General features: G+C 62.0%; 5 protein-coding genes. 2 read left to right on the top strand and 3 right to left on the bottom strand.

Going from position 1 to position 16,118, the window contains the following annotated elements; genetic code table 11:
* Positions 1-12 precede the first annotated feature (12 nt).
* The 3 genes from IEX57_RS03915 to IEX57_RS03905 all read right to left on the bottom strand — a co-directional run bounded on the left by IEX57_RS03915 (position 13) and on the right by IEX57_RS03905 (position 3,395).
* Positions 13-2,049: a BCCT family transporter gene (locus tag IEX57_RS03915; protein ID WP_188702516.1), complete on the bottom strand. Its 2,037-nt coding sequence runs from the start codon at positions 2,047-2,049 to the stop codon at positions 13-15.
* 69 nt (positions 2,050-2,118) lie between these two features.
* Positions 2,119-2,619: a hypothetical protein gene (locus IEX57_RS03910; RefSeq protein WP_188702513.1), complete on the bottom strand. Its 501-nt coding sequence runs from the start codon at positions 2,617-2,619 to the stop codon at positions 2,119-2,121.
* An 11-nt stretch (positions 2,620-2,630) separates the two neighbouring features.
* The gene (locus IEX57_RS03905) at positions 2,631-3,395 is read right to left on the bottom strand and encodes a DUF2092 domain-containing protein (protein ID WP_188702511.1); all 765 of its coding nucleotides are present in this window, start codon (positions 3,393-3,395) and stop codon (positions 2,631-2,633) included.
* A gap of 473 nt (positions 3,396-3,868) precedes the next feature.
* Here IEX57_RS03905 and IEX57_RS03900 point away from each other — a divergent pair, with 473 nt between their 5' ends.
* Positions 3,869-14,542 carry a VCBS domain-containing protein gene (locus tag IEX57_RS03900; protein WP_188702509.1) on the top strand — a complete coding sequence of 3,558 codons (10,674 nt, stop codon included), beginning with the start codon at positions 3,869-3,871 and terminating at the stop codon, positions 14,540-14,542.
* 13 nt (positions 14,543-14,555) lie between these two features.
* Entirely contained in the window at positions 14,556-16,118 is a 1,563-nt protein-coding gene (locus IEX57_RS03895; protein ID WP_188702507.1) for a TolC family protein, read from the top strand.

The raw sequence follows: 16,118 nt of genomic DNA, 5'->3' as shown, positions 1-16,118 counted from the left end.
GGCCACCTTGTTCTAATGGGTGGTATGCCCCGGCGCGGTCTGCAGCAAGTGCGTGCGGCGATCACTGGTCAAGGAAAGATAACGTTCGTACTGCCGCAAGATGTCGGCAATGATTTCTTCTTCCCGCAGATGCTGGATGTCATAGCCTTCGCGTCCGTCTTCAAAGAACGTTACCGGCTCATAGACGAGGCCATCGTCGTCATCTTCCGCCTTGGCCTGGGCCAGCATGAATGCCGGCAACACACGGCTGCTGACACGCACGCCGTAAACAAAATCACGCACGCCTTCAATCGGGATAACCAGGTGCATCTCGCCCTGGGTGTCTTCACGGATCACCTGGGCTTGCACGTCGCGCCGCTGCAATTCCGTGCTGACTTGTTGCATGGCAGACAGCACCTTGCTTTGCATGAACAGGCGCACTTCTTCTTCAGTTGAGCGATGCACCAGTTGCGCCAGCCGTTTGCGCCAATGCGCGCCACTCCAGAAACTGGTGGCATGAGCCAGGTCTTGCGAATAATGCGCCAGGTCGGCCTTAAGCCCGCGCCACAAGCCAAAGCACAGCAACAACATGATGATGGTCAGCGGCAGCGCGGCGACCAGCGTCATGGCTTGCAGCGCCTTGAGGCCGCCCGCCAGCATCAGGATGGCGGCGGTCAGCCCCAGGATCACGGTCCAGAACAAGCGCTGCCACACCGGCGAATGCGCCGCGCCGCGCGTGGCAATAATGTCTGCCACCAGCGCGCCGGAGTCGGCCGAGGTCACGAAAAACACGGCGATCAGCACAATGGCCAGCACTGAAAGCAAAGTGCTGAACGGGAAGAAATCAAAGAAGTGGAACAACAGTGCATCCACCTGCCCGGCCGAACGCGACAGATCGCCCATGGCCTGATGGCTGTCGATCCAGATGGCGGTGTTGCCAAAGGCGGTCATCCAGATCAGGTTGAAGGTGGCCGGCACCAGCAACACACCGATCACAAATTCACGAATAGTGCGCCCGCGTGAGATTTTGGCGATGAACATCCCCACAAACGGCGACCAGGAAATCCACCACGCCCAGTACTGGATGGTCCAGGAAGCAAACCAGCCCGGCGTAGCAGTCGGCTGATAGGCAAAGGTACGGAAAGACAGCGCCACAAGGCTGCTCAGATAGTTGCCAACGTTCTCACTGAACGCCAGCAGCAAATGCGTGGTCGGCCCGCAGATCACCACAAAGAGCATCAGGATAATGGCGATGGTCAGGTTGAGTTCACTCAGAATGCGCACGCCTTTATCGACACCCGTCGCCGCCGACGTACCTGCCAGCCCCATCACCACAATGATCAGCCCGACCCGGAATACCGTTGAACTGGTCTCCCAGCCGAACACCTGATGCAGCCCGGCGCTCAGTTGCAGCACACCGTAGCCCAGCGTGGTGGCGATACCGGCAATGGTACCGATCAGGGCAAAGGCATCAATCACATGGCCAATCCAGCCGTTGATGCCGTTGCGCAGCACCGGATAAAGCCCGGAGCGCAGGGTCAGCGGCAGGTTGTAGCGAAAACCGAAATATGCCAGCACCAGCCCCATCACCCCGTACACCGACCAGGCGTGAAAACCCCAATGAAAGAAGGTCGAGAGCATGGCCTCACGTGCGGCGGCGGGCGTACCCGCCACTTGCGTGGCCGGGGCCACGTAATGCTGCATGGGTTCGCCCACGCCAAAATACATCAGCCCGATCCCCATGCCGGCAGCGAACAGCATGGCAATCCACGAAACGAACGAGTACTCCGGCCTTGCCGTGTCCGGGCCCAGCCGGATATCACCAAAGCGGCTGGCCGCCATCAAGACCAGAAACACCAGAAAGCCGGTGACACTCAGAATGTAGAACCAGTCGAAATGACCGGTCACCCAGTCTTCAGCGCCAGAGAACAACGCCAGCGCTTCCTGTCGATACACCACGCAATACACCAGCAAGCCCGCCACCACGGCCAGCGCAGGAATGACAACCGGTGCAGCCAGCGTCGTTGCCGGCTTTGCTTGCGCCGTATCGGTACCGGCAGGATGAGTCATGAAATCGCTCCTTGAAAACAGGCCGGATGAGCCCCACGGGCTGACCCGGCCTTTGAGTACATGCAATGCTCAGGGCGCGTTGACCACCACATAGGTGACGTTGCTGCCCTGGTACTGCGGCTGGTACCAAGTATTGCCGCATTGCATATACGCCGTATTGCCCCGCATCACCTGCACGCAACTGGACGGCATCTGGTTGGCGTTGACAATGGAACCCACCACCGCCGAGGTCACGGCCACGGTCGCCGTCACGGCGGCTGCGGTCGCCACCGGGTGATAGTGGTCATCGTAATAACGACCACGATCGCCATCGACGTTCACGTTGACGTCGCGATTGACGTTCACGTTGTTGTGGCTGTTGTTGATGTTCACATTGTTGCGATTGTTGGAGTTGCGCTGCACGTTGGCATGGTTGTTCTGCACCGCCGGACGACCACCGCCGCCACCGGCGTGATTCACCGATGCCCTGGCCGCGCGCTGGGCGCTTGCATCCATGGTGGCGGTCATCAACACAAAACTGGCAGCCAGCAGCACGCCAAGGCCCGGCTTGAAAATCAGGGAGGTTTTCATGTCAGTGCTCCTCATTGCGCAGCCGTATCGGCATCCGCTTTCTTCAGCGGGATGGCGATATCGCCCTTGCCAGGCTGGAAGGTGAACTCGCCCGATTTGATGGCCGGTTTGAGATTCCAGTGATATTCGGCCGAGTACTCTGGTCTGGATTCACTGTCGGTAGAGGTGATCACCAGGCGGCATGGCAACGGGTTGCCTTCTCTGGCGATCCACAATTGCCAGTCGGCATTGGGCTGGCTGAATGCGTAGTGGTCGCACGTCTTGCCGGCCACCTTTGACGGCCCGACATAAGCGGCCATGGTCAGGGCATCAATCTGGTCCTGATCGCGACCAAACTGGAACAAGTCTTCCAGCGGCACCTGAATGCCGTAGTAGTCCTCTACTTCATGCAGCATGTCGTAGACATTGTCTGCCGCCTTGACCGTGGTGTAGTACTTCAGCGCTGGCGAGTACTGGGTGAATTGGGTGCCGTTGTAGTAAAAACTGCGCACGTAGCGGTCGCTGGCCAGATGCGCCACCAGATGCGTGCGGCCATCAACCGTCATGTCGACCGTGCCCAGCGTCTTGACCTTGTAGCCGGAATCGAGCTCGACATCCTGGCTTACCTGCACGGCCACATTGAAGCGCTTGATGGTGCGCAGATAGTTGCCCATGTCGATCAGGCGATTAATGACGTCCTGGTTCAGTACGGGCTTGGACTGAACCTCATCTGCCGCATAGCCACTTGTACTGACGACAAGCAGCATGGCGGACAGCCATTTGGCAGGCGACTGCATGATGACCTCCAGGAAATCCGGATGAGAAAAACACGTTGAACGGGCGAGAGGCTAATGCCTGGCCAGCAAGACGCGCGCGTCCGCGCTCCCTATTGATACAAACAAACTGAGTGAATTGAAAGAAATCGATAAGGCAAAAGCAAGAAAATCCCTGGCTTTTGCTCCTGAAAACGCGCACTGATACAGGGCCAGAAGCGCCACCGGCCTGGCTGCCGGACCACAATCCAGACTCCGGGAACACCAAGGCTGCGGCATCACCCACCCACGCCAGCCTGCCCGCCCCTGCTCCACCAGGCCAGAAACCGGCGCCATCCCACAACAGTTGCGGCTGTATCTGCCTTGTCACGTTTGTCTTTCTTTTGTCTCTGTCTATATTTGGTGCTACTTGCATATTTCTTTCCGGTCTTAAAAGTCACACATGCAATGAGGCATGTGCGCTTTCCAGGCAGGGTGAGTTGTTACAGAGAGTCCGCATGCCACAGCACACCACGCGTAGTCCGGCCCATTTGCGACCTCAGGCCAGGGCGCTGGCCCTGGAACCCAGAATCCTGTTTGACGGTGCAGTCGCGGCCAGCGTTGAGCACCATCAACACCAGGCCGATACACACGCCCAGAGCGCCGACAAAACCGTTGCCCCCATCGCCCGCAACGGCGCCACGGCCGCGCACGCCAATACCGGCACCGACACCCCGCAAGCACGTGACGGCGCCACCGCCAGCAAAGCCGGCAGCGACACCAGCACACCGCAAGCCCGCGATGGCGCAACCGCTGCGGCGGCCACCCCGGCACGCAACCTGGTGGTGATCGACAGCCGGGTCGACAACTACCAGACCCTGCTGACCGATCTGCCGCAAAACAGCCAGGTCTTGATCATCAACGCCGGCGACGACGCCATCAGCGCTATTTCCGCAGCGCTGGCCGGCATGGGCAAGGCCGATTCCATCCAGATTTTTTCGCACGGGGCCGCCGGCCAGTTCACGCTGGGCAACCGCATTTATGACGCCCAGACACTGCAAAGCCTGGCCAGCAGCATGAGCAACTGGCGCAGCGAGTTGACCGCAGGCGCAGATATTTTCCTGTACGGCTGCGATGTGGGCGCCGGCACGCAAGGCCAGGCGCTGGTCAACACGCTGGCCAGCATCACCGGCGCGGGCGTGGCGGCGTCCAGCAACGACACCGGCGCGGCCAGTGCGGGTGGCGACTGGGTACTGGAGGTCTCCAGCGGCGTCATCGACCGACACATCGCACTGAGCGACAACGCGATTTCGCATTACGGCGAGTTACTGGCCAACGCCAGCCCGAGCGTAACCATCGGCACCGGCACGACAAGCGTCTTGCTGGGCGATCAGGTGACCTTCAATGTCACTTTGACCAACGCCTCCAGCCAGGTGGGCTATGCGCCCTTCATAGACCTGTTCATGCCCGCCACCGGCAAGGACGGCAATGACGGCCTGAGTTTTGTGTCGGCCACTTATCTGGGGCAACCCGTCACCGCCTACGTAGTCACGTTTGACGCCAACGGCAACGCCACTCACCCACTGGCCAAAGACAGCAACGGCAACGCGCTGGTCATCAACGCAGCCACCTATGGCTTGCGCGCTGGCGACCAGATGGTGGTACTGCAACTGCCGTTTGGCAGCGTCAGCCAGTCACAGCCTGCCATTACCGTGCAGGTCACCGCCACGCTGAGCGATCTGGCCGATACCAGTCTTTCCAACGCCTCGCCCGATCTGCTGGTCAAGGCGCGCGGCGGCTTCCAGTTTGGTAACGATTCGCTGGACAACCCGACCACCGACCCCAGCATTGTCGGCACGGCCACCGCCAGTTTTACCGTACACCCGACCGTGGTCACGCTGACCCAGAGCGTGCAGATGCCCGAAGGCGAAACGGTGACTGGCCCCAACTTCCAGCACACCGAAACCGTCACCATTACCCCGGCACCGGGCCAGACCATTGATAACGTGGTGGTCACCCAGCCCATGCCGGACAACGTGCAGGTCACCGCCATCACCCCCAGCAACGGCGGCACGGTCACGTCGCTGACCTTGCATGACGGCACCGTACTGACCAACCCGACTGCCATCGCCGCTGCGATTGCCGCGCAACCGCTGTACATCAGCAGCTACACCGTGACCTACAGCAGCATTTCGGCCCCGGTGGATGTGGTGGTCAGTTTTTATGTGCCGGAGGCAGACGCCAACGGCCAGCCTGTGCTCAATCCGCAAACGGGCGCCAATGTCGCCATTACCTTCGGCACGCCAACCGCCAGCGGCGAGTGGGTGCCGCTGGACCCGCGGGACGTGACGCCACCGGCCACCACGATTGATTTTTCCGGCTCGGGCGACGGCACGGGCGGCACGTTTGTTGCCAAGGCGCTCACGGTGCAGAAAACCGTCACCGACACCAATGACGTCGGCACGCCTGGCATCACCCCGGGCGACACGCTGGATTACCAGCTTGATCTGGCTATCTCGGATTTCTTTGCCATCGGCCAGACGCTGACCCGTAATGGCTCGTTTGTGCTGACCGATACGGCAAGTGACGGCCAGACCGTGACCGGCACGCCGACATTCACCTTCAGCATCAACGGGGTATCGCACACGGTTGCGCTGAGCTACACCAGCACGGTCAATGCCGACGGCACCACCACGCTGCGTTTCGATATTGCCGGCTCCATCCTGAACGCCGGCATGCTGGGCGCGCTGGTGGGCGACCTGGCCTTCGACAACACCCAGCAAGGCGCGACCACCGGCACCATCCACTACACCGTACTGGTCAACCAGGCCTATACCAGCAGCCACCCGCAAAGCGAGATCAACGAAGGCGACACGCTGGGCAATAGCGCCACGGTCAGCGGCACGCTGATGGTCGATCGCGTCAACCTGACCGGCAGCACGGTCACGGATACCTCCAGCACCACCTCGACCATCGGCACCAGCAATATCGATATCGAGATCACCGGCGTGAACGGCAGCACGCCGCCCTCCAGCGGCGAACTCAACCCGGGCGACGTCGTGACGTTCGAGATGAGCTATGACCTTGTCACCAGCGATTATGAAAACTTCACGCTCACGGCCTATCTGCCACTGCCGCTGTTTGATCTCTCAAGCATCAACTGGAGCCAGGGCACGGGCGTCGGCACGTGGGCGATCGGCAGCGGCAACACCAATGCCGGCCCGGTAACCAGCGTTACCACGGCAGCGGGCAATGCAGTGGTGTTCCACTTTGGCGACTACGCCACTGCCGCCACCAGCGGCAGCAAGATCGTGGTGACCTTTACGCTGAAAGTGGGCGATACGCCGTACGCGGACCAGCGCTCACTCAACGTACTGGCGCAGTCAGACCAGACCACCACCATTTCCGGGCAGCATCTGGTGTCCTCTGACGTGGCGACCATTGTGTCCGTGGCCGAACCGGTACTGACCATCACACAAGGCGTGGTCTCCAGCACCGGTAACGGGGTGATCACCGGCACCACCGGCACGTGGGCTGCGCCAGGCACCACCGGCGTGCCGTTCAGCAACAGCGTGACCGATCTGTCTACCGTGGCGGGCACCATTACCGGTATTGATGGCGGCGACAGCCTGCGGCTGGCAACGGCCATCGAGAACTCCGGCGGCGGTGGCGCTTACGATGTCGTCACCAGCGTCACCATCCCGCCCGGGCTGCAGTTTTCCGGCGGTTCGCTGGCGGCGGCTGACCTGCAGATTTATCGTGGCGACGGCACTTTGCTGGTACTGGGCACGGATTACCAGGTCAGCGGCAATACCATCACTTTCCTGGATCACAACGGCACGGCATCTTTGCTGCCTGGCCGCAGCGGCACCACGGCCGATACCAGTGGCCAGAACGTGGTGGTCATTACCTATGACGTGAAGGTAGTCGATGCCATCGCTGCATCCACCACCATGCAGACCACCGCCATACTGAGCAACTACGCCAGCGTGGAAGGCGGCGCGGACTTCACCCCGGTTGACCTGACCGCCAAGACCGGCGAACAAGTCGCCGCCCCGACCGTCAACGCGGTCTTTGCCGGCGGCAGCAGCACCACCGCACCCGACGGCGACTCCACCGCCAGCCACACCACCGGCAACAACCTGGTGATTGGCGAAGGCATGCTGTACGACCTCGTCGTCACCCTGCCTGAAGGCGCCACGCAGACGCTCTCGCTGGACGGGTTGATTCCCGCCGGCATGCGGCTGGACACCACTTTCAACGGCGGCCTGGGCTATCAGGTGATCACCACCAGCGCGGCCAGCACGGCGCTGACCACCAATTTTGCCGGCACCGTCACCCTTGGCAGCATGTCGGGCTTGTCTGGCGGCACGCTGGGCAACGATGGCGTCGGCGCGCACTGGACATTTACAGCCGCCAGCGCCACGGCCGACAACGTCACCACCAACAACAGTTTTGTGATTCGCGTACAGCTGATTGCCGACAACGTCGCCAGCAACCAGGCCGGCACGCAACTCCCGGTAACCGCGCGCATCACCTATAGCGATCCGGACGGCGATACGCCCAATGGCACCGCCGCCGCCAACCGTACCGTCAACCAGAGCCTCCCCACCCCGACTGCCGTGGTGGTCGAACCCACCCTGCAAGTGACGCAGTCTTATACCGGTGGCTCCACGCTGGGCGTGGATGAAGGCGATACGGTCGATTACACCATCACCATCAGCAATGGCAGTGCCAGCACTGATTACAACGCCTTCGACATCAATTTCCAGGACCTGCTGCCCAGCGAGTTGACCGGCCTGAGCCTCGTCAGCGTGACCTACAACGGCAACGCCACCAATAACAGCGGCGGGGACTTCCAGCTGGTCGGCCACACTTTGTCATCCGTCACTGGCGCCAATATCGACATCCCCAAGGGCGGGTCGATTGTGCTGCACGTCACCGGGACCGTGGTGGCCGCAGCGGCCAGCGAACAGAACTTCAGCAATACCGCCACCGTGCAATGGACCAGTCTGGATGGCACCCAGGCCAGTTCAGGCCAGGCCAACGGCGAGCGCACCGGCACAGACGGGTTATTGAATTCCGGCGCACTCAACGATTACCGCGTAGCCAACACGCTGGTGATTCCGGTCGAACAAGGTCTGATTGTTTCCCGCGTTGGCGGCTTGCCCGCCACGGCCGCCCCCAATCCGACCAATGCGCCGACAGAAGACGTCACCATTGGCGAGGTCATCCGCTACCGCGTTACCGCAGTGGTGGCCGAGGGCACTACCAATGATTACGTGCTGCAAGTCACGCTGCAAAACGGCTTGCAGTTTATTGATGACGGCTCGTCCAAACTGGCGCTGGTGTCTGATCAAGGGCTGATTACCAGCAGCTTTTCAGATCTGGTGACTGGCGGCTCGCTCGATGTAACGGGCAGCCGGGATACCGCCATTGGCCAGAACATTACGGCCGATCTGTCTGGCGCCGCACCCAATGCCGCTTTCAATACCGCGGCGCACCTGACGGTGACCACCGATAGCAATGGCAATCAGGTTCTGCAGTTCCATCTGGGTACGCTCAACAACCCGGACAACGACCCCAATCTGGAAGGCATTTCGCTGGAATTCAACGTGCGGGTCATGAACCAGGCCTCTAACGTGGCCGGCGCGGCGCTGGCCGTGAGCGCGCAAACCCAGTCGGGCAGTACCGTACTGGCGCATTCGGACGCCATATCAGAAAAGATTGTCGAACCGGTGTTGTCTGGCCTGAACAAACAGATTGTGCAGTTTGACCCCAACACCAGCGGCAGCACCGGCACGGCGCAGGTAGCACTCAGCTTTACTGCCGGCGGCACCATTCCGGCCTACAACGCAGAATTGACTGACGGCTATCCGGCCGGGTCCAACCTGACCGGGCTGACGCTGGTTATCAACGGCACCAGCTACGACATCAACAGCAGCAGTATTCCATCCAGCCTGGGCTTCAGTTATTCGGTTACCGGCAACACCATCACCGCCGATTTTGCCGAGCTGGACCCCGGCACCACCGTCAAGCTGACCTACCAGATCACCCTGCCCAACTCGGCCACCGTTGCCAGCACCAACGCCAGACTGACCTGGACCAGCTTGCCGGACAGTTTCACCAACTGGGGCGGCTCTACCGTGGGCACTGCCGCCACCACCACGGGTGAGCGTACCGGCAGCGGCGTCGCGGCCAACAACTACGTGCTGACCGAAGGCGCTGGTCTGGGGTTGATCAGTGGCACGCTGTGGGACGACACGGCCTCGGCAACATCCTCCACCACGCCAGACGGCCCGCCGCTGGCCGGCCAGACCGTCACGCTGACCTGGGCCGGCGCCGATGGCAACCTTGCCACCACTGCCGACAACCTCACCTATACCGCCACCACCGATGCGAACGGCCAGTACCACTTTGGCGATCTGGCTGCCGGCGTGTATCAGATCACCACCAATGCCGGCATTTTCAGCTACGGCAGCATCGGCAATGTGGCGGTGCGTATTGATAGCGACAGCAGCACACCACTGGGGCAGGTCAATCTCACCCTGGGCGAGTCTGCCGCAGGTACGGCCAACTTCGGTTACGTGCAGCAGAACGATGCACCGGTAAACCACCTGCCCTCGCCACCCACCGGGCTGGAGGACATTCCGTTTGCCATCAGCGGCGTCAGCATCAGCGACGTGGACGCCGGCAACGGCACCATGACGGTCACGCTGGGCGTGCTGCACGGCAAACTGAACCTGACCCCGACCACGGGCGTCATCATCACCGGCCAGGGCACGGGCAATGTGGTGCTCAGCGGCAACATCACCAATATCAACACCGCGCTGGCGACGCTGACCTACCTGGGCAACCAGGACTACAACGGCACCGACACGCTGACCATCCTCACCAACGATAACGGCAATTTTGGTGATCACAACGGCAACGGCATTCCGGGCGAAGCAGGCGATGCGCTGACGGCGCAAAACACGTTGCAGATCAACATTACCCCGGTGAATGACGCCCCGGTTGGCGTGAACGACGCCGCGTCCGCCACCGAAGCAGGCGGCAGCTTCAACAACACCATCGGCGTAGACCCGCGCGGCAATGTGCTGACCAACGATACCGATGTGGATATCGCCACCAATGGCGACAGCCTGCATGTGGTCTCTGTGCTGCCTACCGGCGGCACCAGCGGCAACGTCCCTGGCGTGGGCACCGGCACTTTTGCCGGGCAGTACGGCACGCTGACCATCAGCGCCGACGGCGGTTATCTGTACACGGTCGACAACAACAACGCCGCCGTACAGGCTTTGCGCACTGCGGGGCAGCATCTGGTCGACAGCTTTACCTATACGCTGGCAGATACGGCGGGCGCGCAATCTACTGCCGTGCTGGTGGTGACCATCCACGGCGCCAATGACACGCCGGTGGGCGTGGTCGATAACGGTCTGGCCACGGAAGCAGGCGGCGTCAACAACGGCACGCCAGGTGGCAACGCCACCGGCAATGTGCTGACCAACGATACCGATGTCGATAGCGCCGCCAATGGCGAAGTGCTGCATGTGTCGGGTGTGCGCAATCAGCCGGCGGCATCAAACAGCCCGCTCACGCCGGTCAACAGTGGCACCACCAGCGCCAACGGCACGCAGATTGTCGGCGCCTACGGCACGCTGACCATTGGCGCAGACGGCACCTACCGCTATGTGGTCGACAACAACAATGCAGCGGTACAGGCACTGGTCCCCGGCACCACGCTGCAGGACACATTCAGCTATCAGGTCACCGATGCCGGCGGCTTGAACGATCTGGCCAACATCATCATTACCGTCCAGGGCGCTTACGACAACCCGGTCGCCACCGACAACACCACGCATGCCACGGCCGGTTCGCCCGGGCTGGGCACGCCGGCCATTGCCGGCACCGGCAACGTCATTACCGACGATAACGGCCAGGGTGTGGATCATGACGTCGATGCGCCCGATCAGGTGGCCGGCGCACTGACCGTCACAGGCGCGCGCACCGGCACCGAGGCCGCGGGCGGCAGCATGAGTAGCGTTACCGCCGGCAGCACCTCGGCCAGCAATGCACTGACCCTGGTCGGCCAGTACGGCAGCCTGCATATCGGCGCCGACGGCACTTACGAATACGATGTCGACAGCAATAACGCCGCCGTCCAGGCCCTGCCTGCCGGCGCCACACTGACCGAAACTTTCAGCTACAGGCTGAGCGACAGCCACGGGCTGACCGATGTCGCGCAACTGGTGGTGACGGTCACCGGCGTGAACGACCCGCCCGTACCGACCGCCGATACCGCACATGCTGTCGAAGCCGGCGGCACCAACAACCAGACGCCGGGCATCAACCCCACCGGCAATGTGCTGACCAATGACCGTGATCCGGATGGCGACGCCATGACGGTGACCGGCATCCAGACCAGCAGCGGCACGATTGGCACGGTGGGCACGGCACTGGTGGGCGCGCACGGCACGCTGACGCTGGGCGCCAACGGCCAGTACAGCTACGTGGTCAACAACAACGACCCGGCAGTACAGGCCCTGCGCACAGCCGGCGACCAGATCACCGACCAGTTCACCTATACCGTCAGCGACAGCCACGGCGCCAGCGCCAGTACCACGCTGACCGTCACCATCACCGGCCAGAACGACGCCCCGGTTGGCGTTAACGACACCGGCAACGCCACGGAAGCCGGCGGTACAGCCAATGCCACGCCGGGCAGCGATGCCACTGGCAATGTACTGACCAACGACACCGATGTGGATGCCGGCGACAGCAAGACCGTCAATGGCGGCCACGCCGGCACGCTGGCTGCGGGCGGCAGCTTTACCGCCATCACCGCGCCCACCACGCTCACCGGGCAGTACGGCACGCTGACGCTGCAGCCCGATGGCAGCTACAACTATGTGGTCGACAACAGCAACGCCACCGTCAACGCACTCGCCCCCGGCCAGACACTCACAGACAGCTTCAGCTATCAGTTGCGCGATACCGCCGGACTGACCGGCACCGCCCAGCTGGATATCTCGGTACATGGCGCCAATGACGCCCCGACGGCGCAACTGGACCTCAACTACGCCTTGTCTGATAACGGCCAGGGCCAGCAGGTCAACGCCAACGGCAACGTCATGAACAATGACCGTGACCCGGACAACGGCGACACCATTACCGTCACGGGCGGCGCCAGGGGTGCCGCCTCCACCAACCCCACGCTTGACCCGGTGGCGGCTGGCAGCAGTGTCACAGCCGGCTCGCCACTCACCCTGGTCGGCACCTACGGCACCTTGACGCTGGGCGCGGACGGCACCTACCAGTACGTCATCGACATCAATAACCCGGTGGTACAGACACTGACCGGCAGCAGCTTCCGGCTGGAACAGTTCGCCTACCAGATCACGGATAGCGGCGGCCTGACCGCCACCGCCACGCTCGACATCGTGGTGCGCGGCCGTAATGACCCACCTGAACCGCTGCCCGATGCCGCAGTGGCCGTGGAAGCCGGCGGCCTGCATAACAGCACGCCAGGCGTGAACCCGTCCGGCAACGTGCTCGATAACGACAGTGATCCGGACAACGGCGACGTCTTGAATGTCACCACCGTACGCACCGCCACCGGCACGCCGGTCAATGCCGGCACCACGCTGCAAGGCCAGTACGGCCAGCTGAACATGAACAGCGATGGCACGTGGACCTACACGGTGGATAACTCGCTACCCGCCGTTGAAGCCCTGCGCACCGCCGGCCAGACGCTGACCGAGCAATTTACCTATACCGCCAGCGACCAGTGGGGCCTGACGGCTGATTCCACCCTGACCATTGTGATCGCCGGGCGCAACGATACGCCGGTGGCCGTGGACGACACCACCACGGCGATTGAAGCAGGTGGCACCCACAACGGCACCGCCGGCCTGAACCCCACCGGCAATGTGCTGACCAATGACACCGACGTCGACAGCACCGCCAATGGCGAGACCAAAGCGGTTGGCAACTTTGCCAACAGCAACGGGCAATCGGCGCAGGCAGGCAGCGCGCTGGCCGGGCAGTTTGGCACGCTCACCATCAATGCCGACGGCACTTACCAGTACGTGGTGGACAACAGCAACAGCCAGGTCGATGCCCTGCAGCAAGGCCAGACGCTGACCGAGGTCTACACCTACCAGATGCACGATGCCGATGGCGCCACTTCTACCGCCCGCTTGAGCATCACCATCCAGGGCCGCAATGATGCGCCGGTCGCCAACCCGGACAGCAACGTCGCCAGCGACCAGTTCCCCGCGCCGCAAGCCACGGGCAACGTGCTGACCAACGACACGGACGTAGACAATGGCGATCACCTGACCGTCGCCGCCGTGCACACCGGCCAGCCCACCGACACCGGCACGCAAGGCCAGTTGGGCCAGCCGCTGGCAGGCCAGTACGGCACACTGATCCTGAATGCCAACGGCACCTACAGCTACCAGATCGACCTGACCAACCCGGATGTACTCAAGGCCGCTGGCGCGGGCCAGGTGTTGCACGATACATTCACCTATACCGTGACCGATCTGGCCGGCGCCACCAGCCAGGCCACGCTGACGCTGAATCTGGATATCTCCCAACCCTATGTGCCGCCGCCGTCGCCGCCCGATACCAATGGCGATATCGGCCCGCATTACGACAACGGCTACACCCCGCCCTACACCGCCAGTTTCTACCGCAGCGTCGATCCGGTGGTGTACGTCACGCCGGAAGTCCAGGTGGTGGATGCACAACTGGAAGTCAGCGCGTGGGAGGCCGACGGCAGCAATTTGTATCTGGGCGGCCTGCAAAACCCCATCGCCCTGTCGATCGGCGCCGGGCTGGGGCTGATTCCGGATGTCCACGTGGCCAACAGCGTGCATCAAAGCCAGCGTGACTCTGCACTGGATCAAGCCTGGCTGATGGGCCGGCAAAGCCGCACCAATCTGACCGCCGATGGCTTGCTGGACAACCCGTCGGTGTTTGCGCTGACCCAGAAAAACATGACCGAGCATCCGGTCGTCCAGCATCACGCCACACCGCATCATGGTCACCGCCCTGTGCCGCACCACGCGGCGCCGCGCACGGCCGCCGGGTTCAAGGCACAACTGGAAGCCGCCTCAACCACTTTGCCGGCCAGCCTGCGCCGGACCACCCCTCAACTGCAAACCGATCTCGCTCATGAGGCGTAATCAAGGAGACTTTATGCGGAGGATCCCGCGCCGTCCCGCACGCATGACCCTGCTGCTGAGCGCCAGCTTGTTGCTGGCCGCATGTGGTTCACTCACCCAGACCAAGCCCGCGACGGCTGATGAAATGCGCAAACGCGTGGTGGATGACCAGGTGAAGATGTACACCGCGCAAGAACCCGTCACCGGTCCCATCACCTTTTACGAAGCCGCCGCCCGCGCCCTCAAGTACAACCTGGATTACCGGCTCAAGCTGATGGAGTCGGCCCTGGCGTCGAAAATCCGCGATGTCTCGGCCTACGAAATGCTGCCGCGCCTGGTGGAATCCGCCGGTTATACGGCGCGCAACAATGATTCCGGCGGCACCTCCATCGGCATTGAAGACCGCACCGTCAGCTTGCGGCCTTCCACCTCGGAAGAGCGTTACCACAAACTCAATTCACTGGGCCTGAGCTGGAGCCTGCTGGATTTTGGCGTGGCCTATTACCGCACCCAGCAAAAAGCCGACCAGATGCTGATGGCCGATGAACGCCGGCGCAAGGTCGAACAAAACGTACTGCAGGACGTGCGCAACGCCTACTGGCGCGCGCTGGCCGCACAACGGCTGCGCCCCCAGGTGGACGAGTTGCTTGATCGCACCCGCAAGGCGCTGGATGCCGCCCGCCAGGCGCAGGACAAAGGGTTGTTGCCACGCCAGGAAATCCTGGCTTACCAGCGCGCGCTGCTCGATTCCATCCAGTTATTGACGGTGCGGCGCCAGGATCTGGAACTGGCGCAATCTGAACTGGCTGCGCTGATGTCCTTGCCGCCAGGCTCGCCCATGGTGCTGGAAGACACTGAAGAAAAAGGCCTGCCGGACATGAACGTGAGCGAGCAAAAGCTGGAAACACTGGCGCTCGAACACCGGCCGGAAATCATGGAAGAGTGGTATCGCAAGCGGGTCAACGAGAACGATCTGAACATCGCCAAGGCGCAGTTGTGGCCGAACGTGAGCCTGGACGTGAACACGCAGTATGACTCCAACGCTTACCTGTACAACAACACCTGGAATGCCATCGGGCTGAATGTCTCGATCAACCTGCTCAAGCTCTTGCAATACCCATCTTTGAATGAAGAGCAGGACGCCCAGGCCGCCACCGACGACATGCGCCGCATTGCGCTATCCATGGCGATCCTGACGCAGGTGCGCGTGGGCAATTTGCGCTACCGGCTGGCGCGCGAAGAACTGAACTATGCCGATGAAAGCCTGCGGGTAGACCGCTCTTTGCTGGATTACGCGCAGGCGGCAAAAACCACTTCACTGGGCTCGGAACTGGAGGTCATCCGCGCCGAAGGCCGATACCTGTTGTCGCGCTATCAGCGCGAAGCAGCGTACTCGGACACCCAGGCGGCATGGGGCCGTCTGTATAACTCCATTGGCTTTGACGTGCTCCCGGAAAGCGTAGAAAAATATGACATCAAAACCCTTGCTCAGGCGATTCACCAGACTGTCATGGCGACGCCGCAATTGCGGTCTGACATTCTGGAAAAAGCAGTCCCCGTCCCCATTAGCGCATCGGGCCCGGCGGCCACTCAGTAA

This window comes from Silvimonas iriomotensis (assembly GCF_014645535.1).
GTDB lineage: Bacteria > Pseudomonadota > Gammaproteobacteria > Burkholderiales > Chitinibacteraceae > Silvimonas > Silvimonas iriomotensis.
Note: the sequence above shows the minus strand (reverse complement) of the source record. Positions and strands in the feature narration are given on the sequence as shown.

Excerpts from the sequence above, each read along its gene's own strand:
- IEX57_RS03915 (WP_188702516.1), bottom strand. The coding sequence starts at position 2,049 with ATGACTCATCCTGCCGGTACCGATACGGCGCAAGCAAAGCCGGCAACG.
- IEX57_RS03910 (WP_188702513.1), bottom strand. The coding sequence starts at position 2,619 with ATGAAAACCTCCCTGATTTTCAAGCCGGGCCTTGGCGTGCTGCTGGCT.
- IEX57_RS03905 (WP_188702511.1), bottom strand. The coding sequence starts at position 3,395 with ATGCAGTCGCCTGCCAAATGGCTGTCCGCCATGCTGCTTGTCGTCAGT.
- IEX57_RS03900 (WP_188702509.1), top strand. The coding sequence starts at position 3,869 with ATGCCACAGCACACCACGCGTAGTCCGGCCCATTTGCGACCTCAGGCC.
- IEX57_RS03895 (WP_188702507.1), top strand. The coding sequence starts at position 14,556 with ATGCGGAGGATCCCGCGCCGTCCCGCACGCATGACCCTGCTGCTGAGC.